The sequence below is a fragment of the Serratia sp. D1N4 genome (assembly GCF_054552755.1).
The window spans coordinates 1755761-1781081 of sequence record NZ_CM137274.1 but is presented as its reverse complement, the minus strand read 5'-3'; the positions used below and the strand labels follow the sequence as shown (position 1 = coordinate 1781081).

General features: G+C 57.2%; 23 protein-coding genes. 9 read left to right on the top strand and 14 right to left on the bottom strand.

Annotated elements, in window-relative coordinates:
- Positions 1–39 precede the first annotated feature (39 nt).
- The 4 genes from truA to ACX1CU_RS07595 all read right to left on the bottom strand — a co-directional run bounded on the left by truA (position 40) and on the right by ACX1CU_RS07595 (position 4043).
- Positions 40–861, bottom strand: coding sequence for a tRNA pseudouridine(38-40) synthase TruA (gene truA, locus ACX1CU_RS07610; protein WP_459401977.1), 822 nt, complete (start codon positions 859–861; stop codon positions 40–42).
- A complete protein-coding gene (locus ACX1CU_RS07605) occupies positions 861–1871 on the bottom strand; it encodes an aspartate-semialdehyde dehydrogenase (protein ID WP_459401976.1) in 1011 nt (336 codons plus the stop codon). The genes truA and ACX1CU_RS07605 overlap by 1 nt, the downstream gene beginning before the upstream one ends.
- 202 nt (positions 1872–2073) lie before the next feature.
- Positions 2074–3195, bottom strand: coding sequence for a DUF3410 domain-containing protein (locus tag ACX1CU_RS07600; protein WP_459401975.1), 1122 nt, complete (start codon positions 3193–3195; stop codon positions 2074–2076).
- 74 nt (positions 3196–3269) lie between these two features.
- Positions 3270–4043 carry an AraC family transcriptional regulator gene (locus tag ACX1CU_RS07595; RefSeq protein WP_459401974.1) on the bottom strand — a complete coding sequence of 258 codons (774 nt, stop codon included), beginning with the start codon at positions 4041–4043 and terminating at the stop codon, positions 3270–3272.
- A gap of 108 nt (positions 4044–4151) precedes the next feature.
- On the opposite strand from ACX1CU_RS07595, the gene ACX1CU_RS07590 reads away from it, so the two are divergent.
- Positions 4152–5051: a DMT family transporter gene (locus ACX1CU_RS07590; RefSeq protein WP_459401973.1), complete on the top strand. Its 900-nt coding sequence runs from the start codon at positions 4152–4154 to the stop codon at positions 5049–5051.
- A 15-nt stretch (positions 5052–5066) separates the two neighbouring features.
- Here ACX1CU_RS07590 and ACX1CU_RS07585 read toward each other — a convergent pair whose 3' ends face one another.
- Positions 5067–6479 carry a sensor histidine kinase gene (locus ACX1CU_RS07585; RefSeq protein WP_459401972.1) on the bottom strand — a complete coding sequence of 471 codons (1413 nt, stop codon included), beginning with the start codon at positions 6477–6479 and terminating at the stop codon, positions 5067–5069.
- Positions 6466–7140 (bottom strand): transcriptional regulator TctD, encoded by a 675-nt coding sequence (gene tctD, locus ACX1CU_RS07580; RefSeq protein WP_459401971.1) that lies wholly within the window; start codon positions 7138–7140, stop codon positions 6466–6468. The genes ACX1CU_RS07585 and tctD overlap by 14 nt, the downstream gene beginning before the upstream one ends.
- 122 nt (positions 7141–7262) lie before the next feature.
- Between tctD and ACX1CU_RS07575 the strand changes: the two genes are divergently transcribed.
- Genes ACX1CU_RS07575 through ACX1CU_RS07565 form a run of 3 tightly spaced genes read left to right on the top strand, consistent with a single transcriptional unit; the run spans position 7263 to position 10222 of the window.
- Positions 7263–8243: a Bug family tripartite tricarboxylate transporter substrate binding protein gene (locus ACX1CU_RS07575; protein WP_459401970.1), complete on the top strand. Its 981-nt coding sequence runs from the start codon at positions 7263–7265 to the stop codon at positions 8241–8243.
- A 15-nt stretch (positions 8244–8258) separates the two neighbouring features.
- The gene (locus tag ACX1CU_RS07570) at positions 8259–8690 is read left to right on the top strand and encodes a tripartite tricarboxylate transporter TctB family protein (RefSeq protein WP_459401969.1); all 432 of its coding nucleotides are present in this window, start codon (positions 8259–8261) and stop codon (positions 8688–8690) included.
- Positions 8691–8701: 11 nt separating this feature from the next.
- Positions 8702–10222, top strand: a complete 1521-nt coding sequence (locus ACX1CU_RS07565) for a tripartite tricarboxylate transporter permease (RefSeq protein ID WP_459401968.1) — start codon at positions 8702–8704, stop codon at positions 10220–10222.
- Positions 10223–10252: 30 nt separating this feature from the next.
- On the opposite strand, the gene ACX1CU_RS07560 is transcribed toward ACX1CU_RS07565, so the two are convergent.
- Positions 10253–11242: a DMT family transporter gene (locus ACX1CU_RS07560; protein ID WP_459401967.1), complete on the bottom strand. Its 990-nt coding sequence runs from the start codon at positions 11240–11242 to the stop codon at positions 10253–10255.
- A 170-nt stretch (positions 11243–11412) separates the two neighbouring features.
- On the opposite strand from ACX1CU_RS07560, the gene pdxR (ACX1CU_RS07555) reads away from it, so the two are divergent.
- A complete protein-coding gene (pdxR, locus tag ACX1CU_RS07555) occupies positions 11413–12867 on the top strand; it encodes a MocR-like pyridoxine biosynthesis transcription factor PdxR (protein ID WP_459401966.1) in 1455 nt (484 codons plus the stop codon).
- Here pdxR (ACX1CU_RS07555) and ACX1CU_RS07550 read toward each other — a convergent pair.
- Genes ACX1CU_RS07550 through ACX1CU_RS07535 form a run of 4 tightly spaced genes read right to left on the bottom strand, consistent with a single transcriptional unit; the run spans position 12864 to position 16500 of the window.
- Positions 12864–13364, bottom strand: coding sequence for a protein disulfide oxidoreductase (locus tag ACX1CU_RS07550; RefSeq protein WP_459401965.1), 501 nt, complete (start codon positions 13362–13364; stop codon positions 12864–12866). The genes pdxR (ACX1CU_RS07555) and ACX1CU_RS07550 overlap by 4 nt on opposite strands.
- On the bottom strand, positions 13357–14061 hold the full coding sequence (locus ACX1CU_RS07545) for a DsbA family protein (RefSeq protein ID WP_459401964.1): 705 nt from the start codon (positions 14059–14061) through the stop codon (positions 13357–13359). Before ACX1CU_RS07545 ends, ACX1CU_RS07550 begins: the two co-directional genes overlap by 8 nt.
- Complete coding sequence (locus tag ACX1CU_RS07540) at positions 14058–16082, bottom strand: protein-disulfide reductase DsbD family protein (protein ID WP_459401963.1); 2025 nt, start codon at positions 16080–16082, stop codon at positions 14058–14060. Before ACX1CU_RS07540 ends, ACX1CU_RS07545 begins: the two co-directional genes overlap by 4 nt.
- A gap of 49 nt (positions 16083–16131) precedes the next feature.
- Complete coding sequence (locus ACX1CU_RS07535) at positions 16132–16500, bottom strand: copper resistance protein (RefSeq protein ID WP_459401962.1); 369 nt, start codon at positions 16498–16500, stop codon at positions 16132–16134.
- 180 nt (positions 16501–16680) lie between these two features.
- On the opposite strand from ACX1CU_RS07535, the gene flk reads away from it, so the two are divergent.
- Entirely contained in the window at positions 16681–17703 is a 1023-nt protein-coding gene (flk, locus tag ACX1CU_RS07530) for a flagella biosynthesis regulator Flk (protein WP_459401961.1), read from the top strand.
- On the opposite strand, the gene ACX1CU_RS07525 is transcribed toward flk, so the two are convergent.
- Positions 17700–18152 (bottom strand): rhodanese-like domain-containing protein, encoded by a 453-nt coding sequence (locus ACX1CU_RS07525; RefSeq protein WP_459401960.1) that lies wholly within the window; start codon positions 18150–18152, stop codon positions 17700–17702. The genes flk and ACX1CU_RS07525 overlap by 4 nt on opposite strands.
- A 93-nt stretch (positions 18153–18245) precedes the next feature.
- Between ACX1CU_RS07525 and pdxR (ACX1CU_RS07520) the strand changes: the two genes are divergently transcribed.
- Both pdxR (ACX1CU_RS07520) and pepT read left to right on the top strand, forming a co-directional pair.
- On the top strand, positions 18246–19679 hold the full coding sequence (gene pdxR, locus ACX1CU_RS07520; protein WP_459401959.1) for a MocR-like pyridoxine biosynthesis transcription factor PdxR: 1434 nt from the start codon (positions 18246–18248) through the stop codon (positions 19677–19679).
- Positions 19680–19883: 204 nt separating this feature from the next.
- Positions 19884–21116 carry a peptidase T gene (pepT, locus tag ACX1CU_RS07515; protein ID WP_459401958.1) on the top strand — a complete coding sequence of 411 codons (1233 nt, stop codon included), beginning with the start codon at positions 19884–19886 and terminating at the stop codon, positions 21114–21116.
- A 28-nt stretch (positions 21117–21144) separates the two neighbouring features.
- Here the strand turns inward: pepT and ACX1CU_RS07510 are convergent, their stop codons facing one another.
- A complete protein-coding gene (locus ACX1CU_RS07510; protein ID WP_459401957.1) occupies positions 21145–22248 on the bottom strand; it encodes an SLC13 family permease in 1104 nt (367 codons plus the stop codon).
- A 265-nt stretch (positions 22249–22513) separates the two neighbouring features.
- Between ACX1CU_RS07510 and apbE the strand changes: the two genes are divergently transcribed.
- The gene (gene apbE / locus ACX1CU_RS07505) at positions 22514–23545 is read left to right on the top strand and encodes an FAD:protein FMN transferase ApbE (RefSeq protein WP_459401956.1); all 1032 of its coding nucleotides are present in this window, start codon (positions 22514–22516) and stop codon (positions 23543–23545) included.
- 498 nt (positions 23546–24043) lie between these two features.
- On the opposite strand, the gene fabB is transcribed toward apbE, so the two are convergent.
- Complete coding sequence (fabB, locus tag ACX1CU_RS07500) at positions 24044–25258, bottom strand: beta-ketoacyl-ACP synthase I (RefSeq protein WP_459401955.1); 1215 nt, start codon at positions 25256–25258, stop codon at positions 24044–24046.
- Between the last annotated feature and the right edge of the window lie 63 nt (positions 25259–25321).

Here is a 25321-nt window from a genome sequence, read left to right as displayed (position 1 = left end):
TGCACCAGTGAACAACGCATTAATCTGCCATCAGGCGGCTTAATCGTCAGCTAAAAACAGCGGCCCCATCGGTGGCCGGGGTAAAGCAAACTGCTCAGGATAATCGACAGCGACCAGATACAACCCCTCTGCCCGCGCCGTTGCGGCCGCCAGATTGCGGTCCTTCAACGCCAGCAGTTCAGCCATCCAGTTTTCATCCTGATTGCCGCAGCCAATTTCCATCAGGCTGCCGACGATATTGCGCACCATATGATGCACAAACGCATTGGCTTTGATATCTACCACCAGATATTCGCCGTAGCGCGTCACTTTAACCTGCTTTACGTTGCGCCACGGAGTACGCGACTGGCACTGCACGGCGCGGAAAGAAGTGAAATCGTTCTCCCCTAACAGCGCCTGCGCCGCACGATGCATACGATCGGCATCCAGCGGGTGATAAAAATGCGTCACCCCCTGCTGCAATACCGCCGGGCGATAACGGTGATTAAAGATGATGTAACGATAACGGCGAGCGGTGGCGCTGAAACGCGCATGGAAATCACTGCTGACTTCCTTTACCCAACGCACTGCAATATCCGGCGGCAGGTGGCTGTTAACCCCCATCGTCCAGGCGGCATCCTTGCGGCGCGCAGCGGTCTCAAAATGCACCACCTGGCCGGTGGCATGCACCCCAGCGTCGGTTCGCCCGGCGCAGAATACGCCGATCGGCGCATCCGCGACCTTGCTCAGCGCCTTTTCCAGGCAAGCCTGAACGCTGGTGACTTCCTGCTGACGTTGCCAGCCATAATAACGGCTGCCGTCATACTCAATCCCCAACGCAATTTTCAGCATTGGCGGGGTTGGCAACTCCACTTCAGACATCAGTACATCTGCTCCTGCAACAGACGTTCAGCGGTTTCGATCGCCATCAGCGCGCCGCCAAAGCGCACGTTGTCGGCCACCGACCAGAACTGCAGTATTTCAGGGATGCCATAATCATTGCGCAGGCAACCGATGCACAGCACATCACTGCCGGAGGCTTCCGTCACCTGAGTCGGATAATCGTCTTCTTCACTCAGTTGAATATCTTCGGCCTGCTCCAGTTCGTGGCGCGCTTCTTCTGCGGCGATCGGGCGCAACGCTTCCAAGTGCACCACCTGCGCATGGCCGTAGAATACCGGCGATTGGACGCAGCTTACCGAGATCGGCAACCCTTCGTCCTGTAGCACTTTGCGCACCTGATCGACGATCAGGCGCTCTTCACGCACGCTGCCCTGCTCATCGGCCATCAAAGGCAAAATATTGAAGGCCAGTTGCTTGGCAAACACGCCCGGTTCGGCAGGAATACCGTTCAGCAAACGTGCGCTTTGGCCTGCCAGATCGTCCACTGCCACTTTGCCGCGTGCCGAAGCCGACATCAGCGTGGTGACATGCAAACGGGAAAGCCCGGCCTGTTCAGTTAATGGTTTAATCGCCGTCAGCAGTTGGCTCACCATGCTGTCGGCCACCGCCACGATATTGCGGTTGCGGTAATCCGCCAGCACCTGCGGGTTAACGCCGGGCACCACCAGTGGCACATCCGGTTCCAGAGCAAACAGGCCGCTGGTGTCAATCACCAGGCAGCCCATATTGCCCGCTTCGTCCGCATAGCGGGCAGCCGCTTCCGTCCCGGCGACAAAAAATGCTAACTGGGCCTGGGACCAGTCAAATTCCTCGGCGTTTTGCACCAGCAGAGATTTGCCGTTAAAACGCACCGTCGCACCGGCGCTGCGTTCACTGGCTAAAGGATAGAGCTCACCCACCGGGAACTGGCGTTCCTGTAACAATTCCAGCAACGCTTCACCTACTGCGCCCGTCGCGCCAAGCAGAGCGATATTCCAGCCGTCAGACATTGGGTTATCTCCAGAGTATTTCATTTGCAAGCGGGCGGTAAAACCACCGCCCGAGTATAAAAAAGTTGGTTTAAAGCTAATCTTTCCCCCTCTCCTTTGGGGAAAGGATTAGGGGGCACTCACTAGACGACAGCCCCTCACCCCGGCCCTCTCCCACAGGGAGAGGGGGCGATCCCTTACACCTTTACTGCATAACTATGCATTATTGCACGTCAAAGCCCAGCTTATGCAGCAGTTCCGCGCTGGCGCTATCATCACACAGCACCCTCAGGGAGGACCACTCGCGGCGTTCCTGATAATGTTTACGCAGGCGATCAAACTCACCCGGCAGCCCAGCCACTTTCCGCAGCGGCGCATCATCGCGGCGCACATCATACACCAAGTGCATCAATCGTTTTAACTTGCCTTCATCCAGCGGCCCGTTGAGGCGGACTTCGCTGAATTCCGGCACCGGCAGCAGCGAAGCGAGCGCGATCTGCTGCGGTTGCCCCAGGTGTTGAGCGAAGGCTTCAAATACTTGGGTGGTACCGCGCGCTTTGCCCTCCAGCGTATAACCAGCGATATGGGCGGTGCCAATATCCACCCAGTCTAGCAGCGGCAGGGAAAGCTCCGGCTCCGGTTCCCACACGTCCAGTACCGTGCTGAGCCGTTTGCCCTGTTCCAGCACCTTGAGCAAGGCGGCGTTATGCACCACCGCCCCACGACAGGCATTGATCAGAATACGGTCATCCGGCAAGGCGTCGAGCAGATCCGCGTTAGCCAAGTGCAGCGACTTATACGAGCCGGATTTGTTCAGTGGAGTATGGAAAGTCAACACATCCGCTTCAGCCACCAGCTTTTCCAATGGCCAGAACTCACCCGCATCGCCGCGATCGGCACGCGGCGGATCGCACAGCAGAGTACGCACCCCCATCGCTTTCAGCCGGGCATCCAAACGGGAACCCACATTACCCACGCCGACAATACCGACGGTTTTATCGCGCAGGTGGAAACCATCACGCTCGGCCAGCAGCATCAAGGCAGAAAAGACATATTCAACCACCGCAATAGCGTTACAACCGGGTGCCGCCGAGAAACCGATACCTGCCTGTTGCAGCCACGCTTCATCAACGTGGTCAGTGCCTGCGGTCGCGGTACCGACAAAGCCGATACCGGTGCCCGCCAGCAGTTCCTGGTTCACCTTGGTCACCGAGCGCACCATCAGCGCGTCAGCATCGGCCAGCGCATCACGCGGAATTGGGCGGCCGGGCACCGCCAGTGCTTCACCTAAGCGGCCAAACAGTTCCACCGCATAGGGCATATTTTCATCAACTAAAATCTTCACGTTATTCTCCGACGGGATTGGCGCTCAAGCTGCAAAATAGTGTGCCACCGAATGGCGCAGAAACCCAAACGTTGTTAAGCGCGGCGAAAACGCTCTGGAGTGGTACCGGCAACCTGCTGGAACATCACGATAAACGCGGAAGCTGAGCTGTAGCCGACATCCAGCGCCACCTCCTGCACGGTTTTCCCTTGTTCGAGCAGCGAAAGTGCGTGCAAAAAGCGCAAGCGCTGGCGCCATTCGCTGAACGACATTCCGAGCTCCTGCTGGCAGCGACGCGATAGGGTTCTTTCAGTGGTATACACCCGCCCGGCCCATACCGCCAGCGAGGTGTTGTCCGATGGGCAACGTTCCAGCGCTTGCAGCACCGGAGCCAGGAATTTGTCCTGTGAGGTTGGCAGATAGGTTTGCTGGATCGGCGAAATACGCAGTTGGTCGATCAACACCCGGCACAGACGCAAATCCTCTTCGGTCTGCGGTTCCAACATCCGCCGCGCCAGGCAATTTTCGACAATCGCACTGAACACCGGCGACACGTTGATCAAACAGGCCTGTTCCGGCAAACCAACGCACAGCGATTTAGCGATATTGATGGTACGAAACAGCGCGGGCTTACGATTATAGCTGGAATGCTCCATGCCGATCGGCAGCCAGACCGCAAACTCCGGCGGTGCCAGAAAACGCTGCCCGGCGATGTTCAAGGCGATCACGCCGGTTTTTACGCAAATCAACTGCCCCCAATCATGGCTATGTGGCAAATATTCGGTATCCGCATTGGTCTCTTCGCAGTGAAAGAACAAGGTGTGCGGTGCGGTAACCTGTGCGGTGGGATAATTGCGGGTTTCAGCCATAGTGAAGTTGTCTTGATTTCGCGAAAGAGTGTCTGATTATCACTATATATAATAAACCGGACACCGGTAGACTAGCCAGCAGGTAATCCGTTGTTGAGAATAATTATCATGAACATGCTTTTCCCCTTGCTGGCCGTCCTGATTTGGTCGATTAATGCCGTCGTCAGCAAAGTTTCCGCAACCGCCATCGATCCGGCGGCAATCTCCTTCTACCGCTGGCTGCTGGCGTTAATCGTTCTGACGCCTTTTGCACTACCGGGCGTAATCCGCAACTGGCCAGCGGTGCGCGCCAACTGGTGGAAACTGCTGATCCTCGGCCTATTGGGGATGGTGCTGTACCAAAGCCTGGCGTATTACGCCGCGCACAGCGTCAGCGCGCTGTTTATGGGCATTCTTAACTCGCTGATCCCGTTATTGACCGTGTTAATCAGCATTGTCGTGCTGCGCGTGGCGCCCACCGTCGGCATCGCGCTGGGCACTATTTTGTCGCTGGGTGGTCTGGTGTGGCTGGTGAGCGCCGGTCAACCGGGGCGGTTGCTGGAGCATGGCATCGGGCCGGGCGAACTGATGATGTTTGCCGCTTCGGCGTCTTACGCGCTGTACGGCGTGCTCACCAAACGTTGGGCGATCGCCTTGCCAAACTGGCAATCCTTGTACGTGCAGATCCTGTTCGGCGTGCTGCTGTTGCTGCCTAACTTCCTGCTGACGCCGGATGTACAGCTTAACAGCCAGAACATCCCGCTGGTGCTGTTTGCCGGTATTCCGGCATCTATCCTTGCGCCGTTCCTGTGGATCCAGGGCGTGATGCGCCTGGGGGCCAATACCGCCTCGATCTTTATGAATCTGGCACCGGTATTCACCGCCATTATCGCCGTGCTGTTCCTGCAAGAACATTTGCAGAGCTATCACCTGATTGGCGGTGGCATTACCCTGCTGGGCGTGATCCTGTCACAGCGCTTGCGCACTCCGCTGGGGCAAAAGAAAGCACAAGCCACTGGCAGCCAGTGACTCACGGGCCAAACATCAAGGTAACAACTCAAAACGCACCCGCACCAGCAGGCCACCTAACAGAGGGGAGGTCAGCAGCTCTGGGCGGGTGCGGTGGTAGTGAGTGATGTCTTTCACCAACGCCAGCCCCAATCCCGCCCCCGGCTGGGTGCCAACGCTATCCAACCGATGGAACGGCTGCAACGCCGCTTGCGTCTGTTCCGCTGCAATGCCCGGCCCGCTGTCTTCAACCTCCAGCACGCCCTGTTTTCCCTCAAGCAGAAAACGCGCGGTCACGATACCCTGAGGCGGGGTGTATTTCAGCGCGTTGTCGAGCAGGTTGGCGCAAAGCTCAGTGAGCAACAAGGCCTCTCCGGCGATCCAGCACTGTTCAGCGCCTTCATAGCCCAGATCGATGCGCTTGCTGCGCGCCTGCGGCAAACGTGAGAAACAGGCATCACGCAATACCTGCGCCAGATCGACCGGCCGCAACTGGCGATCGGCATCGCGCTCATGCGCCTTCAGGCGTGAAAGATGCAGTAAACGATCGGTCAACGCCACGGTACTGTCCAAGGTGGTGCTCATCCCCTCCAGGCTTTCCCGCCACTGTTCGGGCCGATTGCTGGCCAGTGCCACCCCCACCTGAGTTTTCAGCACCGCCAGTGGCGTTCTGAGCTGGTGAGAGGCATCGGCGCTAAAGCGCTCCTGACGCGCCACCATCACCCGCAGCCGCTCAATATAGCGGTTGAACGCCAGCAGCAACGGCTGCATTTCGGACCACGGCAGCACCATTGGCAAAGGGGTTAACTCCCCCGGATCGCGCCGCAGCATAATGCCGGAGAGCTTGCGCATCGGCTTCAGCACCTTTTTCAGCAGCACATAAGCCAGGATCAGGGTCAGTACCACCACCGTTCCCTGGCTCAGCAACGCCGCCAGCAGCATCTGCCGCGCCAGATAGCGCCGGGACTCCAGCGTTTCTGCCACTATTATGGTCGCCATCCCCACCACGCCGGATTCATTCACCGGTTGGAACAGCGCCGCAACGCGGATCGGTCGGCCACGGTAGTCACCGTCGTAAAAATGCACTAACGCCGGGTAAAGATTGGAGCGTGGAATATAATCGGGCATCTTGGGCAAATCGTGATAACCCGAGATGCTCTGCCCTTCCGGTGAGATCACCTGATAGTAAAGTTGATCGTTCATGTTGCGTTCAAAACTGTCGAGCACCACGTAAGGCACATCCACTTCCAGCCGCTGATTGCGTACTACCAGCCGTTCCGCCACCGTGCGCGCCGAAGCCAGCAGCGTGCGATCGTAAGCCAGCGTTGCGGCGTTCATCGCACTGAAATAGTGGGTGTAGATTGAGATGCCCCCCAACGCCAGCAACGGCAAGCCAAAGAACAGCAGCAACTGGTTAAACAGCGAACGTGGCGCTTTAAACCACTTCATCGCATAGCTCCAGGCTGTAGCCCAAGCCGCGCAACGTCACAATCATCACGTTACTGCCTTGCAGTTTTTTGCGTACCCGGTGCACATACAGCTCAATACTTTCCGGGTTGGCTTCATCAGCCAGGGTAAATATCTGCTCAAACAGTTGCTGCTTGGCGACCGGACGGCCACGGCGATGCATCAAGGCGGTCAACACCGCCAGCTCACGCGGCGTCAGTGCTAACGGTTTTTCCCCCAGCAGGAAATACCCTTCGTCATGATAAGTCAGCGCACCGAACTTCAGCGCCCGCTGCATACCGCCAACGCTGCGGCGCAGCAGCGCCCGGATGCGCGCTTCCAGCTCGTTCAGTTCAAACGGCTTGGTGAGGTAGTCATCGGCACCCAGGTTCAACCCTTTAACGCGATCGGCCACGTCGGCCCGCGCCGTCAGCAACAGCACTGGCAGTTCCTGCCCGCGCTTGCGTAGCCGTGCCAGCAGTTCCAGACCATTCAGCCGCGGTAACGCCACATCCAGCACCACCAGCGCATAGCTTTCGTGCAGTAACAGGTGATCGGCGATCAGCCCGTCGGCGGCAACATCCACCGCAAATCCCAAACCAGTCAGGGCCTTTTGCAGCCAATGAGATAACTCGGGGTGATCTTCTACTAACAAGAGACGCATATCACATCCTGTAAACTTTGCTGCCCGGTGAAAGGTAAATGAAAGGTTATTGTTTTAACAATTCAGCAACCCCGTGTCAGCGGGGACTCTCACAATCCAAAACAAAACTGATGGGAAAAGCAATGAAAACAATAATTACCCGTACACTGACCGCCACTGCGCTGCTGTTTGCCGCTAACCAGGCATTCGCCATTGAAGCACCGAGCCGCACTGAATGTATCGCCCCGGCCAAACCCGGCGGCGGATTCGATCTCACCTGCAAACTGATCCAGGTTTCGTTGCAAGAAACCAAAGCCATCGACAAACCGATGCGTGTCACCTACATGCCCGGCGGCGTGGGTGCGGTGGCCTATAACGCCATCGTTGCCCAGCGCCCGGCGGAATTCGGCACCGTGGTAGCCTTCTCTGGTGGTTCGCTGCTGAACCTGTCGCAAGGGAAATTTGGCCGCTACAACGTGGATGACGTGAAGTGGCTGGCCGCCGTGGGCACTGACTACGGCATGATCGCGGTTCGCGCCGACTCGCCTTATAAAACGCTGAAAGACCTGATGGATGCCTTCAAGAAAGACCCGAACAGCGTAGTGTTTGGTGCTGGGGCCTCCATCGGCAGCCAGGACTGGATGAAAACCGCGCTGCTGGCGCGCGAAGTGGGCATCGATCCGCACAAAATGCGTTACGTGGCGTTTGAAGGCGGCGGCGAGCCGATTACTGCGCTGCTGGGCAACCATATTCAGGCAGTTTCTGGCGATCTGAGCGAAATGGTGCCTCACCTGCAGGGCGACAAAATCCGCGTGCTGGCGGTGTATGCCGAAGAGCGCCTGCCAGGTGAGTTGGCCAGCGTGCCTACCGCCAAAGAACAGGGTTTCAATCTGGTCTGGCCGATCATCCGCGGTTTCTACGTTGGCCCGAAAGTCAGCGAAGAAGAGTATCAGTGGTGGATCGACACCTTCAAGAAAACCATGGCAACCGACGAGTTCAAGAAACAGCGCGATCTGCGCGGCCTGTTTGAGTTCAACATGACCGGCAAAGAGCTGGATGCCTACGTGAAGAATCAGGTAAACCAATACCGTGAACAGGCAAAAACGTTCGGTCTGGCCAAATAAACCCCGAGGCACCCTATGAGCGACCGTATTTTTGCCTGCATCTGGCTGTTGTTATGCCTCGGCGGCCTGTTTATCGGCTGGGGCATTCAAAGCGAATACAGCTATGAACCCTTGGGGCCACGCCCCTTTCCGTTGGCTATCCTCGGCCTGATGGCTCTGTGTGCGGCGCTGCTGCTGGTGCGCAGGCCACAGATTATCGAATGGCCCAATAAAAAAGTGCTGCAACGTTTGCTGGTGCTGATCGTGACGCTGGTGCTGTACGCCTGGGGATTTGAATGGCTCGGTTTCCCGCTGGCAACCGCGCTACTGACCTTCAGCATTGGCCTGCTGTTCCAGGCCACGGTAATGGCCGCGTTGATCTCTGGCGCAGTGATGGGCGTGTCGCTGTTCTTCGCCTTTGATTATTTACTCGATGTCACGCTGCCGCTCGGCGCTTGGCTGAGCTAACGGAGACGATAATGGAAACCTGGATGTATTTGTCGCAAGGGTTCGAAGTGGCGCTGCTGCCACAGAACCTGATTATCGCTCTGATCGGCTGCTTCGTTGGCACTATTGTCGGTTTGCTGCCCGGTCTGGGGCCGATCAACGGCGTGGCGATCCTGCTACCGCTGGCGTTCGCGCTGAAGTTGCCCGCAGAATCGGCGCTGATCCTGCTGGCTACGGTGTATATCGGCTGTGAGTATGGCGGGCGTATCTCGTCGATTCTGCTCAACGTGCCGGGCGATGCCGCCGCGATCATGACCGCCTTGGATGGCTACCCGATGGCACAGCAAGGGCGTGCCGGTGTGGCGCTGTCGATCTCGGCGGTCAGCTCTTTTGTCGGTTCACTGATTGCCATCATGGGGATCATTCTGTTCGCTCCGATGCTGGCGCGTTGGTCGCTGGCCTTTGGTCCGGCGGAATACTTCGCACTGATGGTGTTTGCCATCGCCTGCCTTGGCAGCATGATGAGCGAAAACCCGCTGAAATCGCTGCTGGCGGCGCTGATCGGCCTGGGGTTGGCGACGGTGGGGGTGGATGCCAATACCGGCGTTTACCGCTTCACCTTCGACAGCGTGCACCTTTCTGACGGTATTCAGTTTATCGTGGTGGTGATTGGTCTATTCTCGGTCAGTGAGATCCTGCTGATGCTGGAAAGCACCAGCTCCGGCCAGAAACTGATCCGCAAAACCGGCCGTCTGCTGTTCAATCGCAAAGAAGCGGCAGAATGCGTTGGCCCTACCCTGCGCTCCTCGTTTATCGGCTTTTTCGTCGGCATCCTGCCGGGCGCAGGGGCCACCATTGCCAGTGCGCTGACCTATATGACCGAGAAGAGGATCAGCGGCAACAGCGAGTCCTTTGGTAAAGGGGACATTCGTGGCGTAGCCGCGCCGGAAGCCGCCAACAACGCGTCGGCCTGCGGTTCGTTTATCCCGATGCTGACGCTGGGGGTGCCGGGTTCTGGCACCACGGCGGTGATGATGGGGGCATTGACGCTGTATAACATCACCCCGGGTCCAGCGATGTTCACCGAGCAACCGGACATCGTCTGGGGGCTGATCGCCGCATTGCTGATCGCCAACGTGATGTTGCTGATCATGAACATCCCGCTGATCGGCCTGTTCACCCGCATGCTGACCGTGCCGCTGTGGTTCCTGGTGCCAGCCATTGCTGCCATCTCTGCGGTCGGGGTTTATGCCGTGCACAGCACTACCTTCGATCTGCTGCTGATGGTCGGGCTTGGGGTATTTGGTTATCTGCTGCGGAAAATGCACTTCCCGATGTCGCCGCTGATCCTCGGTTTTGTGCTGGGGGAAATGCTGGAGCAGAACCTGCGCCGCGCGCTGTCGATCAGCAACGGTGAATTCGGTATCCTGTGGAGCAGCACGATTGCACAATGCCTGCTGGTGCTGGCCGTTGCCGTTTTGGTGCTGCCGCAGGTGCTGCGTAAATTCCGCAAACGCCGCAGTATTACCGTCGAGGCCGCCAAAGTAGACTGATCGCTTAAGGGGCCGCAATCGGCCCCTTTTTTATCCTTCACGCTTTCTCAACATCAGCACTCCGCCCATCACCAGCGCACTGCCGAGCAGTTGTAGCTGGTTCATGTTTTCCCCCAGCAGGAAATAGGCAATCACGGCGGTGAACACCAGTTCCAGCGACAGGATCAGGTTAGCGATCGCCAGTGGCAAGGTTTTCAGGCTGATATTGTACAGGCCGAAACCCAGCAGCGTCGGCCCGGCGGCTAAGGTGACCAACAGCAGCCAACCGTTCCACTGAATGCCTTGTTCCCCTTGCGACAGGAACCACAGATCGCCGGTCATGCCCTGAAAGGCCGACAGAGGGAAAAACGCCAGCGTGGTATTAAATAGCCACTGATAAACCGCAGAAAAACCGAACACATACAGAATGGTATTCCACACCGGGTAACGCCGCTCGCTGGCAATGCGCCCACCGAGGGTATACAGGGTATAGCCGATGCCGGACAGCAGGCCGATCACCAGCCCCAACAGATCGAAGCGACTGTTGCCCATGCTGTCACCGTTGCTCACCAGAAAGCAGCCCACCAGGCTGACAGCAATCACCAGCATTTCACGCAGGCTAAGACGCTCACTGTACAGCACCCAACCGAGAAACAGGGTGAAGCCCACCGAACAATAAGTCAGGATAGTGGCTACCGACGCACCGTTCAGGGCCACCGACAGCGTCCACAAACCGTTAAACAGTGCCAGCAGCAGGCCGTAACCGGCATAGAACAGCACCTGCTCGCGCCGCAGGCGGGCCCACTCAGGCTTGAACAGCAACAGCAGCGGCAACAGCACCACCGCTACCAGCGCCGCGCGCCAAAAGGCCAGCACAAAGGTCGGCAGGTGAAAATACTCCGTCAACGCACGAATAATGATCGCGGTAAACGCCAGCAGCATGGCGCTGATAATAGCAATCACATAGCCTTGGCTTCGGCCAGCTAAAACGCGCCCACTGGCAACTAGCGGCTCTGCGGAAATCCCCATTGGTGATGACATATCGCCCTCAAATATCTATTAGATAACTCTTCAAGCAGAGATTCTAACGCGGCCACATTTTGCCACCATAGCCACTTTACCCCGATGTTATGCAGGCCACTTTTCTTTACTTGAGGCCCTGTAACAATGGGATATATTAAGAATCATCTTCAGCCACCAGGCCAATTTGCATGCATATTCCGTTAGATCGCCAACAGGATGTTCCGCTGTATCTGCAAATCGAAGAGGCACTACGGCGCGCCATTCTGAGCGGCACCTTTGCTGATGGCGACAAGCTGCCCTCAACGCGTAGCCTAGCAGCCAAGCTTTCCGTCAGCCGCCTGACGGTGGAAAATGCCTATGCCGAGCTGACGGCCAAAGGATTGCTGCAACAGCGGCGCGGTAGTGGAGCCTATGTCCACCACCTGCAACCGATTCCTGTTCAGCAACAGCCCTCTTCAAGTGAACCATTCCCGCACGATCGCTTCACCACCGCCACTTCGCGGCTGGATGGCTACCCGGACATCCCGCTGCCGGAGCACATCATCAACTTTGCTGCCGGGGTTGGCAGCCCCAAAGTGTTTCCGCTAGAGGAGTTTCGCAAAATTCTGCTGTCGATCCTCAGCCGCCATGCGGAAGAAGCCTTCAGCTACGGTGATTACTGCGGCTACTATCCGCTGCGCGACACGCTGGGACGCATCCTGACCGCACAAGGGATCTCCACCCGTGCGGAGCAGGTATTGATCACCAACGGTTCACAGCATGCCATCAGCCTGATTTTCCAGACACTGTTGCAGCCAGGCGATACGGTGATCGTCGAAGAACCCACCTATGCCGAAGCGCTGGGCCTATTGCGCCTGCACCACATCAACATTATTGCCGTTCCCAGCGATCGGCACGGCATGTGCGTTGACCTGCTGCCAGCGCTGATCAAGCAGCATCAGCCGAAGATGATCTACACCATTCCCAACTTCAATAACCCGACCGGGTGTTGTATGAGTGAAACGCGCCGCCGCCGTTTGCTGGCCCTGGCGCAGCAGGCAGGTATCGTGATTCTGGAGGACGATTTTGTCGGCGATCTGCGTTACAACGGCAAAAGCCTGCCCTCGCTGCGCGCGTTAGCAGCGCCGGGGACAGTTATTTACGTCAGCACCTTTTCCAAGATGTTGCTGCCCAGTATGCGTATCGGTTATCTGGTGGCCGACAGCGAGCATTATCTGCGCTTGTCCAGGTTGAAACACGTCGACAGCTTCACCAGTTCCAACCTAATCCAGCGGGCTCTGGATGCTTTTGTTACCGTTGGCCGCTACGAAAAACAGCTACGCCGGGCAGGAAGGGTCTATCGCCTGCATCGCGATGCGATGGTGGCGGCATTGCAGCAACACTTGCCAGCGGGCTGCCGGTTTGAGGTGCCAGAAGGAGGATTGTTTATCTGGCTGCAACTGCCAGCCTCCATCACTACTACGGCTTTAATGCCCACCGCCTGGCAACAGGGCGTCACTTTTGCGCGCGGTGAGTGTTTTCATGCGGACGAATCGTGCGGGGCACACGGGCTGCGGCTGAATTTTGCTGCCAATACGCCAGAGTTGATCGAGGAAGGGATCGCCCGGCTAGGCCGGGCAATCGCAGAGGTGCAGAGCAATTAAACCGCGGCCCACCACAGCCGCAGTTTCATGCCCCAGTAGCTGGTCCAGCCGGTGGTGCTCTGCACCACCCTGCCCTGTGAAATCACCACAAAGGTTGGCGTCACACCCACCTGCCACTGTGCCGACAGCTCGCCGCGCCGATCGTTAACCACCGGTAGCCGTAGCTGTTTGTGAGCCAAAAACTGCTCAACCTGCCGATCATCACCGGAACGCAGCGCCACGGTCAGCACATTACCGCCGTTGGCCGCCAGTCTGGCGACGCTTGGCGTCGTAAAGCGGCAAACGCCACACCAACTGGCCCAGAAGTAAACCAACAGTGGTTTGCTTTGGCTGAGCTGTGCCAGTGATACCGGCTCACCGTCGAGCGTTTCCAGCATCTGGTTATTGAAGGCCAGCGGTGCCTGCGGCGCACGCAGCCAATCCATGGCCAACATCACAGCCCACACTATCAGCGCAAGCACCAACAGTTCACGCGCCCAACGCGTTAACTTAGCCATTTTTCACCTTTGCCAGTTGTTGCTTCACGAGTTCCTCCAGATCTTCATAGGATACCGCTCCCGGCAAGATCTGGTCGCCAATCAGGGTAGCAGGCGTGCCCTGCACCCCCAACTGTTCTGCCAGTTGCATGTTGGTACGCAACGAGGTCATGCTCTGCTCGCTGGGTGCCACCGGCGTAACGCCCGTTTTCTGCTGAGCCGCCGCAATACTGGCATTATCGTGAAAGCCTTTTTTGGCCATCAGGCGCTCATGCAGCGCCCAGAACTGTTCGGGGTGCTGCTGCCAGGTGGTTAGCGCAACGCGGGCCGAGGCGATCGAGCTTTCCCCCTTGAAGGGTACCAGTTTCATCACCAGCGCCACCTCGGGATATTGCTTGACGATCTTCTCCAGCAACGGATCAAACTGTTTGCAGTAGGGGCAGTTGTAGTCGGTAAACACTACCAGCGTCAGTTTGGCATTTTTGGCTCCCAGGCGCGGGCTGGCCGGATCGTTAAACAGGTTTTTTTCCTGTTGTTTGAGCACCTGACTGCTGGTTTGCTGCTGCCAGGCATCAGCCGCTTCCGCCAGAATCTGCGGGTTGGCAACCAGCGTTTCGCGGATCAGCACCTTAATCCGCGCCTCCTGCTCGGCAGTAAAGGGCTCTGCCGCCCAGGTTGGGGTGACTATCAACATCAGCAAAATCAGTAACGTTTTCATTGTTCGGTTCCTTTGGCGGTGGCGAGGGCTTTCAGCACGGCGTCACGGCTTAACAGCGGTGACATCACTTCCCCTTGAGGGCTGCCGGGGCCATAGATTTGGTTGAACGGGATCCCGGCGCTGCCGCGCTGTTGCAGGAAGGCGGAGATCGTCGCTGATGGGCGGCTCCAATCACCGCGCAGCGCCACCACATCCTCGGCACTGAGAGCTTGTTGCACGTCATCGCGCATCAGCACGTTGAGCTTGTTGACTTTACAGGTCACGCACCAGTCGGCGGTCACATCGACAAACACCCGCTTGTGTTGCGCCAGTGCCTGAGTGATGGCCTGCTCAGACAACGGCTGCCAAGCAATATTGTCATGCAGCGGTTGCCGCCACAGGCCAGCGCTGAACGAGCCGATAAGCAGTGCCAGTCCTGCCACTACCACCACGCTGGCCGCGGTACGCCATCCCAACCGTTGCCAGACCGCCAGCAGCAGGCCCAGCATCAATACCGCACCGGTAATCAGAGTCGCTAACATACCAATATGATTACTCAGCAGGCTGAGCAGCCACAGCGAAGACAGCAACATCAGCAGGCCAAGTACCAAGCGCATGCCGTTCATCCAACGGCCCGGACGCGGCAAGCGCAGCGCCAATGCGGGCCAGGCGGCGATGAATAACCACGGCAAACTCATGCCGATCCCCAGCGCGACAAACATGCCCCACAGCACCGGCAGCGGTGCCGCCAAGGCAAACGCCACCGCCGTTCCCAGGAAGGGGGCGGAACACGGCGTCGCCAGCAGCGTGGCAAAAGCCCCTTGCCAGAAATGCCCACTCAGGCCGTGGCCGTTATGAGTCGCCAGCCGGGTATTGAGCGAGGAGGAGAGTTGCAGATGGAACAGGCCGAACAGATTGGCGCTAAACAGCAAGGTGACTAACACCATAAAGCCGATAAACCACGGATTCTGGAACTGAATGCCCCAGCCGAGCGCCTGATTACTCAGCCGTAACAGCGTCATCAGCAACGCCAGTGCCATAAACGACGCCACAATACCGCCGGATGATGCCAGGAACTGCAAACGCACGCTGCGCCGATCGCGGTGCTCTACCTGCAAAATCGAGCCCAGCTTCATCCCTAACACCGGCAGCACGCAGGGCATCAGGTTAAGGATAAAGCCACCGGCCAGCGCCATCAGCACCGCCTGCCATAACGAGAAACGGGTCAAAGCAGACAATCCGAGCGGCTCACCGATGGTCAGCGTGGCTTCCTGCGCCACTCCGCCATCGCTGACCACCAACCTCAGCGTTTTACCGCGCAGATCGGGGGCCGCGTCACCCCAGCCATCGCTGACCGGGATCCGTGCCTGTAGGTTCTCGCCATCATGGTTCACCTTAGGTTTACCCAGAGCGGCATCCTCTAAGGTGTCGAAGAACAACTCCGGCTGTTGCCAGCCCGCCGCACGTGCGGCGCTGATTTGCAGCTCGCCGTGCTGATAACCGGCACGAATACTGTCGAGCAGCCCGCTGGCAATCGGCACCTGCCCCATCGCCTGAGCAAAGTCGTGGTTAAACTGCGCATCGTTTGGCGCGCCAAGATCCAGACTAAAAGGGTAATCGGTCAGAATACAGACGTTGTTACAGGTCGAGAGCGTCAGCGTGCCCGCGAGTTGCTGAGGGACGATCCCTTTCAGCACCATCGGCAAGGTCACCCGATCGTGATAGCCCTGGGTGGAAATCCCTGCCACATCAAAACGCTGGGGAACCGGCCAGAACCAGGTTGCCGCAGGGGGATCGCCCTGCCAGACGATCGCGGGCGCAATACCGCCTTCTCCCGGCGATCGCCAGTAGGTTTTCCAGCCCTTTTCCAGTTCCACAGACAGCAATACGCGCGTTTCAGCGCCGTTGCTGGTATCGGCACGCAGCCTGACTTTAGCGTGATGGTTTTGCGGGCTTTGCAGCCAGCCGCTGTCCGCCGCCTGTAACGCAGGCTGCCACAGTAATAGCAGGCAGGCAAAGGCCAGCCTGATGATATTCAACATGTTTTTTCTCCATAAATTAATTAATCACCGAATATGACGGGGGATTAACTCATTCATGGAACACGCATAATCGAAGATGGACCCTAAGGGTGGTGGGGGAAATAACCCGAGGCGGTGGGATACGCAAGCGCGGAGCAATGATGGGTGCCAGCAGCACCAGCAGCATGCCGAGGCCAAACAGCAGGGCTTCAAACATCACCGGCGGTGTAGCCAGCAACGATTTGGCACTCAACTCACAGGGAGTGACCGCCGTTTCAGCGTCATCACCCGTGACCGACGCGGGGCTGGCACTCGCGGAAGGAAGGCCGATCGCCAATTGCAACGCATGTAAACCCGCCATGCGCTGTGTAATGCAGGTGAGCATTACCAGGCAAGCCAGGCATAAAAACCATTTTGCAATCCGCTGACGATTAATCATAACCTTCCCAATTCCGTATCTGCGCTTATCTTAGCGGCGTAAACCAGATACGCAACGATTGGCCTGTAAAGAAATGTCTTGATGACGGTATTGATAGCGCCGAATTACAGGTATCATGGCCGATTCAACCTGTGCTTTTCGCCGGGTATACTGATTCTCTTGCCGCGAAGGACTGGTGATATGCAACCTTTGAGTGGGCCAGGTGCCCCCAACGCCCCTAATCACCCTCCGGCCCAGGGCAACGTTCCGCACTCCGATGATAATCCGCTCTCTCCGGCGCAGCGCACTCAGCTTGAAAAACTGATCGTAAAAATCATGGCGCTAAGCCCGGCCAAATCGGCAGAAATCTGGGCCACCCTGCGTCATGAGCTGAGGGCTGACAACAGTAGCGAACTGCTGGCGCGCCATTTCCAACCGGCTGAACGGCTGTTACAGAACCGCCTTACCCTAGCGCAGCAAAGCCATGCCAGCCGTCAATTGCTGCAACAATTGACCGATCTGTTGCCGCAGGGCAATAACCGCCTGGCGGTGAGTGATTTTATTCGCCAGCAATTTGGCCACACGGTGTTGAGCCAGTTAAGCACTCCGCAGTTGCAACAGGTGCTGAATCTGCTGCAAACCGGCGGCCTGACCATCCCTTATCCACAGCAAACCATCACCAGCGATCGCCCATTGCTGCCTGCGGAACACCAGCATCTGCAACAACAGGTGACCAAACTCAGCGCCGCGACCGGTGAAGCGCCGCTCAAAATATGGCAGGCACTGTTCGATTTGGTGGGGGTAAAAACCAACGATCCGCTGCCCGCGCGCCATTTCCAGCTACTCAGCCAATTCTTGCAGGTGAAAGTGTCGCTCAGCCCACAAAGCGCCCCCACGTTGCACAATCTGTTGGTGGTATTGAAGCAACCGGCAGACCAGCAAGAGCAGCAACAGCTCAGTGACTATTGCCAGACGCGTTTCAGCAGCGGCCTGAATACGCCGCTGACCCATACGCAGATCAACGATGTTATTCAGCAGTTGTTTACTCGCCGCCTGGAGAAAAGCCACGGCCAGCCGTTAACCAGTGAGACCGTGCCGCCGCAACCGTTGCTCCACTCGCTGATTGCCGCGCTGCCACAGCCGCTGCAAGCCACGTTCAGTAAACCCCTGGTGCTGATTGCCATCCTCCTGGTGCTGGCCCTGCTACTGATCTGGCTGTTTTAGCAGCCACACTCCGCAACTTTGCTCTGCCCTTGCATACTTCCTGTTGCGACACCGATGGTCAGCGGATGGCCATCGCGTTGCCAGAAGTCCAGCCCGCCGATCAACTCCTTCACCCGAAACCCCAGTTTTGCCAGTTTATAAGCGCCTTTGGTGGAGCCGTTGCAACCGATGCCGTCGCAGTAGGTGACATATACTTTGTCCCGATCCAGTGCGGCAGTGCTCTGTTCATTCATCAAGCGGTGCGGGAAGCTGACTGCCCCGGGAATATGCCCGGCGGCATACAGCGCTTCGGCGCGGGTATCGATCACCACGATGCCGCTGATGCCGTTGCGCAAATCCTCTGCCACATCCGATGAATCGGCGTAATAACTGAGCTTGGCCGTCAGATAGTCCAGGCTCTGTGCGGCGCTAGCGGGAGGGAAAGCCAGAACGAGTGATGCAGTGGTCATAGCGAAGGTTCCTGTGCAGAAAGACGAGTGACAATCATGCCCGATTTTGGTCTTATCATTGATACCCATTCTCACACCGCAATAAGACCGATTATGCCTCAGGTGTTGCTGACCCTGTTTCAACAGCCGGAAAATGCCGCCACCACGTTACGCGAACGGGTTTGTAGCACCTTGCGCAGCGCGATCCACAGTGGTGCATTAAGCGCAGGCCAACGGTTGCCCTCTTCACGCCTGTTAGCCGCAGACCTGCAAGTTTCGCGCGTTACCACCGAAGCAGCGTATGCACAACTGGAAGCCGAAGGCTATCTACAGCGCCGGGTGGGCCAAGGCACCTTTGTCGCTATCCAGATCGTCAAGCCAGTAGCGGTACGCAAAATGACAGGCCAATTGCGGCTGTCGCAGCGTGGCACATCGATTCTGCAAACCGGTGGCTGCCGCGATCCGCAGCAACCCCTGCCGTTTGCCGCCGGTTCACCGGATCTGCGGGCATTCCCGTTGAAACTGTGGAAACAGCTCACCGCCCAACAACTGCACGTGCGCGGTGAAAAGCTGCTGCGCTATGGCGACCCGCAAGGTTACCTGCCACTGCGTGAAGCCATTGCCGGTTACGTTGGTCAAACTCGCGGGGTGAATTGCGATGCGCAGCAGGTCATCGTGTTGACCAGTTCACAGCAGGCATTGCAGTTGATCGCCACCCTGTTGCTCGATCATGGCGACAAGGTATGGATGGAAGAACCCGGCTATCTCGGGGCCAGAAACGCCTTTACCAGCGCCGGAGCCCATCTGATCCCCGTCAATGTCGATGAGGCAGGCCTGCGGCCCGATAGCGCATTGCCCGTTCCGCGCCTGATCTATCTGACTCCCGCTCATCATTACCCTACCGGGGTGGCGCTCAGCTTGCAGCGACGCTTGGCCCTGCTGGAGATGGCGCGGCGTGAGCAAAGTTGGATCATTGAAGATGATTACGATAGCGAGTTTCACTACGACGGCCAGCCGATGCCCGCCATGCAGAGCCAGGATCGCCACGGCAATGTGCTGTATCTCGGCACCTTTTCCAAAACGCTGTTCCCTTCGCTGCGGTTGGCCTATCTGATTGTGCCGCCAGAGCTGGTTACCGCATTCACCACCGCACGCACGCTGTACGACGGCCACAGTGCCCAACTGATGCAGGCAGTGACGGCAGAGTTTATCCAACAGGGGCATTTTGCGGCGCATATCCGTTACATGCGCCAGCTCTATCGCAGCCGCCGCGACTGGCTGCTGACGCAGGTAGAACAGCGGCTGAAGGGCTTCGCCACACCGCAACCGGCAAGCGGTGGCTTGCAACTGGCCCTTTGGCTGCCGACCGGCCAGGAAGCCAGCTTAACCCGGCAAGCGCAGCAGTTGGGGGTGATCACCCCCGGCTTGGCGGCACAGTTTATGACGCCGCAGGTAAGGCGCGACGGTTGGCTACTGGGCTTCTCGGCCCTGACGCCGGGAGAAATCAGCGCAGCCGTTGAGCAACTGAGCAAAATTGCCCATGGCTAACCATTATTGCATTGGACAACGGACTGATTTGGCTTTAAAACCATTATCTTGCCTGCACTATACTCTAAATAATTCGAGTTGCAGGCAGGCGGCAAGAGAGTGAATCCCCAGGAGCATAGACCACTATGTGACTGGGGGGAGCAAACGCAGCCAACGCACCTGCAGCTTGAAGTATGACGAGTATATCGATTACAAGGAACCTTGATGAGTAACACTATTGCCGAACAACTTACCGAACGTTTTTTCCGTTATCTGGCAGTCACCAGCCAAAGTGATGCCGCTGCCACCACGCTGCCCACCACGGCGGGTCAACATGATATGGCGCAACTGTTAGCCACTGAGCTGCGTCAGCTTGGGCTGGAGGACGTACTGGTCGACGAACACGCCATCGTCACCGCCCGCAAGCCCGGCAATCAGCCCGGCGCGCCGCGCATCGGTTTTATCACCCATATTGATACCGTTGACGTGGGTTTGGCCGCCGAGATCCACCCACAGCGCCTGCGCTTTACCGGCGAAGATCTGTGCCTGAACGCCGAGCAGGATATCTGGCTGCGCACCGCCGAGCACCCGGAGATCCTGGCTTATCCTAATGAAGAGATTATTTTCAGCGACGGCACCAGCGTGCTCGGTGCCGACAATAAAGCGGCGGTGACCGTGGTGATGACGCTGCTGGCGAATCTGAGCGCCACCGATCGTCACGGCGATATCGTGGTGGCCTTTGTGCCGGACGAAGAAGTCGGCCTGCGCGGGGCTAAAGCGCTGGATCTGGCGCGCTTTGACGTTGATTTCGCCTATACCATCGACTGCTGCGAACTGGGCGAAGTGGTGTATGAAAACTTCAACGCCGCCGGGGCGGAAATCCGCATTGAGGGCGTGACGGCGCACCCGATGTCGGCAAAAAACGTGCTGATTAACCCAATCCGCATCGCCACCGACATCATCAACCAGTTTGATATTCAGGATACGCCAGAGCACACCGAAGGGCGCGAAGGTTATTTCTGGTTCAACGATATGGTGGCCAACGCTAATAACGCCACGTTGAAAGTGTCGATCCGCGATTTTGATCTGGCCGCCTTCAACAACCGCAAGGCGCGTTTGCAAGAAGTGGTACAGCAGGTTGCCGCCAACTATCCACGCGCCAAAGTCAGTTGCACGGTGCAGGATATTTACAGCAACATCAGCAACTCTATCGGCGAGGACAAACGCGCCATCGAACTGATTTTTGGTGCGCTGGCCGCCCATGGCATTACGCCGAAAGTGACCCCGATGCGTGGCGGTACCGACGGCGCAGCGCTTTCCAGCCGTGGCCTGATCACGCCGAACTATTTTACCGGCGCGCACAACTTCCATTCGCGCTTCGAGTTCCTGCCAATCAGCTCCTTTGTGAAGTCTTATCAGGTTACCCGCAGCATCTGCCTGCTGGCCGCACGCGGTTAACCCTCAAGCCGCGGGGCCACCCGCGGCGTCACAACAGTAACCAGCCGATCAACGCCGCCCACGCCAGAAACGGCAGCGAATAACAATGGAAGCGCAGCCAGATCCGCCGATCCCCCGCCATCCGCAGCGCAATCAGGTTGGCCAAGGAACCGATCGCCAACCCAAAGCCCCCGGCGTTCACCGCGTAGGCCACCAACGTGCTGGAAGGCACATAGTTGAGTAGCAAAATAGTGGCAGGCACATTACTGATGATCTGCGAAAGGCCAATGCCCAACGTATAGACTGCCCCCTCTGGCAGCGCGGCGATGTGGTTAAACCACGGCTGCATCACCGGCAACCCGGTGAACAACCCGACATCGATAAACATGGCGATAAACACAAAAATCAGGCTCCAGTCGATTTGCAGCAATACCCGCCGGGCTAACAGCAGGAAACCGACAAACACCGCCAACAGTCCGTAAAGCGGCAGCGCAAAATCCAGACAGGCCAGGAACACCCCATACAACACCACACAACTGAGCAACAGGTGTTTTTGGTAAGGGTAACTCTGAGCTTGGGCCTTTTTAACGATATCGCGCGCCGGGAAACTGAACCAGGTCACCACCAGCAGGCTGAGCATCATCACCGCGCCGAAAGGCGCCATCTGGCCGATAAAACCGAGGAATGACAGTGATGACTTGCTCCACAGCAGGATGTTTTGCGGATTGCCGATCGGCGTCAGTAACGAACCCGCATTCACCGCCAACGCCTGGAAGATAATCAGCCGATTAACCGGCAATGAAGAGAGCTTTTTCAGCGTGATGGTCAGGGGAATCACGATAAACAGCGCCACATCGTTGGTCAGAAATGATGACAGCAACGCAGCGGAAAACACCAGAAACAGCGCCAGCCAGCGCTCACTGCGCAGCTTGTTGACGATCTGGCGGCCAATAAAATCAAAGTAGCCGCTCACCTCCACGCCCTTGGTCAGCAGCATTAAACCCAGCAGAGTGATAATGGTGCGCCAGTCGATAAACTGCACCAGCGGCTGCGGTTTGATAGCAAACAGCAGCACGCCGATCAGCAGCAGCGCGTGCAAAAAACGGTCGTGAAGAAACGGCCTCAACAGGCGGGTTACAGCATGTGAACTCATATTTTTCGCTTATCAGAACGGCCAGAATGCAGGCCAAAGACGTTAGCCGAAGCGTGCAAATTACGCCACTTAAAAAGCTTTTCATTTGCCATGCCTTACTATATATACCCTAAATAATTCGAGTTTCAGGAAGGCGGCGACGGAGCGAATCCCCAGGAGCATAGGCCACTATGTGACTGGGGTGAGCGAGGAAAGCCAACGCACATGCAACTTGAAGTATGACGGGTATATCCATCATCTTTCGTTTACTTTTAAGGATCTTCCCATGGTTCACACCTTTGCCAAGAGGTTACTGCTGACCGCAGTACTCACTCTGATTGCCGCCTGTAATGACACCGAGACCCGCCCGCAAATCGACCTCGAAGGCAAAACCATGGGCACCTTCTACAGCGTGAAGATCAGCGGCGAAGTTGATGAGAATAAACAGCAGTTGCAGCAGGAGATCGATGCTCTGCTGGAACAGGCCAACGACGATATTTCTACCTACCGCCCGAATTCGGTGTTATCCCGTTTCAACCAGAATCACAGCAGCGAACCGCAACCCATTCCACGCGGTATGGCCGATATAATTCTGATGGCCCAACGTATCGGCCGCGATACCAATGGTGCAATGGATATCACCGTCGGCCCGCTGGTGAACCTGTGGGGATTCGGCCCGGATAAACGTACGGTGAAAGCCCCACAGCAGCAGCAAATCGACGCGGCCAAGCGCAATACGGGTCTGCAACACCTGAAACTGCTTAGCGATAACCGTGGCGAATGGCTACAGAAAGATTTGCCGCAGATGTATGTCGATCTCTCCACGCTGGGGGAAGGTTATGGCGTGGATCAGTTGGTACGCCTGATGGCGCGTAAAGGTATCACCAACTACCTGGTGTCGGTGGGCGGTGCGGTGTCCTCACGCGGCGTCAACGGTCAAGGTAAACCTTGGCGAGTGGCGATTCAGAAGCCTACCGATCGTGAGAACGCGGTGCAGGCCATGGTCGATCTGCAAGGCTACGGCATCAGCACCTCGGGCAGTTACCGCAACTATTTCGAACAGGACGGGCAGCGCTATTCTCATGTCATCGACCCCACCACCGGCCGCCCGATTAACCACCGGTTGGTTTCCGCCACGGTGATCGCCCCAACGGCGCTGGAAGCCGACGGCTGGGATACCGGGCTGATGGTCTTGGGCACGGAAAAAGCGCTGAAGCTGGCGGAAGAGCAAGGGCTGGCGGTGTATCTGATCAGCAAAACCGATGACGGTTTCAGCGCGGTAATGACGCCACAGTTTAAGGCGTTTTTGGTGCAGTAAGCCGATCAAGCATAAATAAATATCCTCCGGCATAGCCGGAGGTTTTTCATATGCGCCTATAAGGCTCTCTTACCTGCCGCGCCTAACAGGCGCATTACTACCTCACATTTGCATAACTTCTGTTACTTACTGCCCGTAAACGGGCTGCATCAATGTAAAGGTGGCACTATTCTCCCTCACATCGTTCCATACACATATCTTCATTAGCGCATATTACCGTTACCTTTGTCCTTATCCCCCCAAGACGTTGAGCAAGGTGTTGGCATTTTTGTCATCCATCGGGTATCCGCTAAGCCTTTCTCCCCCCCCCTATCAGGTGCTTGTCTATTTCCGGGGACGCTTTGTTGCCGCCTGGCCACAAGGATTACTGGGCCATTAAAAGATCCGACTCAAAGCTGAAAGCTTTACTGAACCCCCAGCCTAGCTGGGGGTTTTCTGCATACAAAAAATCGGGCACGTTTTAGCGTGCCCGATCTTTGAAACTTCGCAGCGAAAAACTTATTTTCGCAGCTTGCGCATCACCAGCGTCGCGTTGGTGCCACCAAAGCCGAAGCTGTTGGACATTACAGTGGTCAATTCACGTTGGGTTGGCTCAGTTACGATATTCATGCCCGCCGCCTTCTCATCGAGGTTATCGATGTTGATGCTTGGCGCAATAAAACTATGCTCAACCATCAGTAGGCTGTAGATCGCTTCCTGCACGCCTGCCGCACCCAGTGAGTGCCCGGTCATAGCTTTGGTGGAAGAGATCGCCGGGGTGTTATCACCGAACACTTCACGGATCGCACCCAGTTCTTTCACATCGCCAACCGGCGTAGAAGTACCGTGTACGTTCATATAATCGATAGGGGTATCAACGCCCTGCAACGCCATTCTCATGCAACGCACTGCGCCTTCACCCGATGGAGCCACCATGTCGGCACCGTCGGAGGTTGCGCCATAGCCGATGATTTCCGCATAGATGTGGGCACCGCGAGCCAGCGCATGTTCCAGCTCTTCAACTACTACCATACCGCCGCCGCCGGCGATAACGAAACCGTCACGCGCTGCGTCGTAAGTACGGGAAGCTTTTTCTGGCGTGTCGTTGTAGCTGGTAGACAGCGCGCCCATGGCGTCGAACTCACAGGCCATTTCCCAGCACAGTTCTTCACCGCCACCGGCGAAGACCACGTCCTGTTTGCCCAGTTGGATCAGTTCCATCGCGTGGCCGATACAGTGTGCAGAGGTTGCACAAGCAGAACTGATGGAGTAGTTCACACCGCGAATTTTGAATGGCGTGGCCAAGCAGGCAGAAACGCCGGAAGCCATTGCCTTGGTCACCATGTAAGGGCCGACGCCGCGCAGACCTTTGGCACGCATGCCGTCGGAACCTGCAACTTGGTTACGCGGAGAACCGCCACCGGAACCAACTACCAGGCCGGTACGATCGTTGGAAACCTGATCGGCTGCCAGACCGGAGTCTTTGATCGCCTGTTCCATGGAAAGATAGGCATAAACTGACGCATCGCTCATGAAGCGCATCACTTTACGGTCGATCAGACCGGTGGTGTCCAGTTTAACATTGCCCCAGACGTGACTACGCATGCCGGAATCTTTCAGCTCCTGAGAGAAGGTGATCCCTGAGCGTCCTTCTTGCAGGCTTGCCAGGACCTCCTGCTGGTTGTTACCAATGCTGGAGACGATTCCCAGGCCAGTAATCACTGCACGTTTCATTCAATACCTCTTCCACAATTTTACATTCGGGATTTTGCATCGCACTTTAGCGTACAGATGTAC

What these genes read in the sequence shown, in the direction of transcription:
- ACX1CU_RS07575 (WP_459401970.1), top strand. Translation starts at nt 7,263, where the DNA reads ATGAAAACAATAATTACCCGTACACTGACCGCCACTGCGCTGCTGTTT.
- fabB (WP_459401955.1), bottom strand. Translation starts at nt 25,258, where the DNA reads ATGAAACGTGCAGTGATTACTGGCCTGGGAATCGTCTCCAGCATTGGT.
- apbE (WP_459401956.1), top strand. Translation starts at nt 22,514, where the DNA reads ATGGTTCACACCTTTGCCAAGAGGTTACTGCTGACCGCAGTACTCACT.
- pdxR (WP_459401966.1), top strand. Translation starts at nt 11,413, where the DNA reads ATGCATATTCCGTTAGATCGCCAACAGGATGTTCCGCTGTATCTGCAA.
- ACX1CU_RS07510 (WP_459401957.1), bottom strand. Translation starts at nt 22,248, where the DNA reads ATGAGTTCACATGCTGTAACCCGCCTGTTGAGGCCGTTTCTTCACGAC.
- ACX1CU_RS07560 (WP_459401967.1), bottom strand. Translation starts at nt 11,242, where the DNA reads ATGTCATCACCAATGGGGATTTCCGCAGAGCCGCTAGTTGCCAGTGGG.
- truA (WP_459401977.1), bottom strand. Translation starts at nt 861, where the DNA reads ATGTCTGAAGTGGAGTTGCCAACCCCGCCAATGCTGAAAATTGCGTTG.
- ACX1CU_RS07585 (WP_459401972.1), bottom strand. Translation starts at nt 6,479, where the DNA reads ATGAAGTGGTTTAAAGCGCCACGTTCGCTGTTTAACCAGTTGCTGCTG.
- ACX1CU_RS07570 (WP_459401969.1), top strand. Translation starts at nt 8,259, where the DNA reads ATGAGCGACCGTATTTTTGCCTGCATCTGGCTGTTGTTATGCCTCGGC.
- ACX1CU_RS07545 (WP_459401964.1), bottom strand. Translation starts at nt 14,061, where the DNA reads ATGAAAACGTTACTGATTTTGCTGATGTTGATAGTCACCCCAACCTGG.
- pdxR (WP_459401959.1), top strand. Translation starts at nt 18,246, where the DNA reads ATGCCTCAGGTGTTGCTGACCCTGTTTCAACAGCCGGAAAATGCCGCC.
- ACX1CU_RS07525 (WP_459401960.1), bottom strand. Translation starts at nt 18,152, where the DNA reads ATGACCACTGCATCACTCGTTCTGGCTTTCCCTCCCGCTAGCGCCGCA.
- ACX1CU_RS07535 (WP_459401962.1), bottom strand. Translation starts at nt 16,500, where the DNA reads ATGATTAATCGTCAGCGGATTGCAAAATGGTTTTTATGCCTGGCTTGC.
- ACX1CU_RS07565 (WP_459401968.1), top strand. Translation starts at nt 8,702, where the DNA reads ATGGAAACCTGGATGTATTTGTCGCAAGGGTTCGAAGTGGCGCTGCTG.
- tctD (WP_459401971.1), bottom strand. Translation starts at nt 7,140, where the DNA reads ATGCGTCTCTTGTTAGTAGAAGATCACCCCGAGTTATCTCATTGGCTG.
- ACX1CU_RS07540 (WP_459401963.1), bottom strand. Translation starts at nt 16,082, where the DNA reads ATGTTGAATATCATCAGGCTGGCCTTTGCCTGCCTGCTATTACTGTGG.
- pepT (WP_459401958.1), top strand. Translation starts at nt 19,884, where the DNA reads ATGAGTAACACTATTGCCGAACAACTTACCGAACGTTTTTTCCGTTAT.
- ACX1CU_RS07595 (WP_459401974.1), bottom strand. Translation starts at nt 4,043, where the DNA reads ATGGCTGAAACCCGCAATTATCCCACCGCACAGGTTACCGCACCGCAC.
- ACX1CU_RS07605 (WP_459401976.1), bottom strand. Translation starts at nt 1,871, where the DNA reads ATGTCTGACGGCTGGAATATCGCTCTGCTTGGCGCGACGGGCGCAGTA.
- flk (WP_459401961.1), top strand. Translation starts at nt 16,681, where the DNA reads ATGCAACCTTTGAGTGGGCCAGGTGCCCCCAACGCCCCTAATCACCCT.
- ACX1CU_RS07550 (WP_459401965.1), bottom strand. Translation starts at nt 13,364, where the DNA reads ATGGCTAAGTTAACGCGTTGGGCGCGTGAACTGTTGGTGCTTGCGCTG.
- ACX1CU_RS07590 (WP_459401973.1), top strand. Translation starts at nt 4,152, where the DNA reads ATGAACATGCTTTTCCCCTTGCTGGCCGTCCTGATTTGGTCGATTAAT.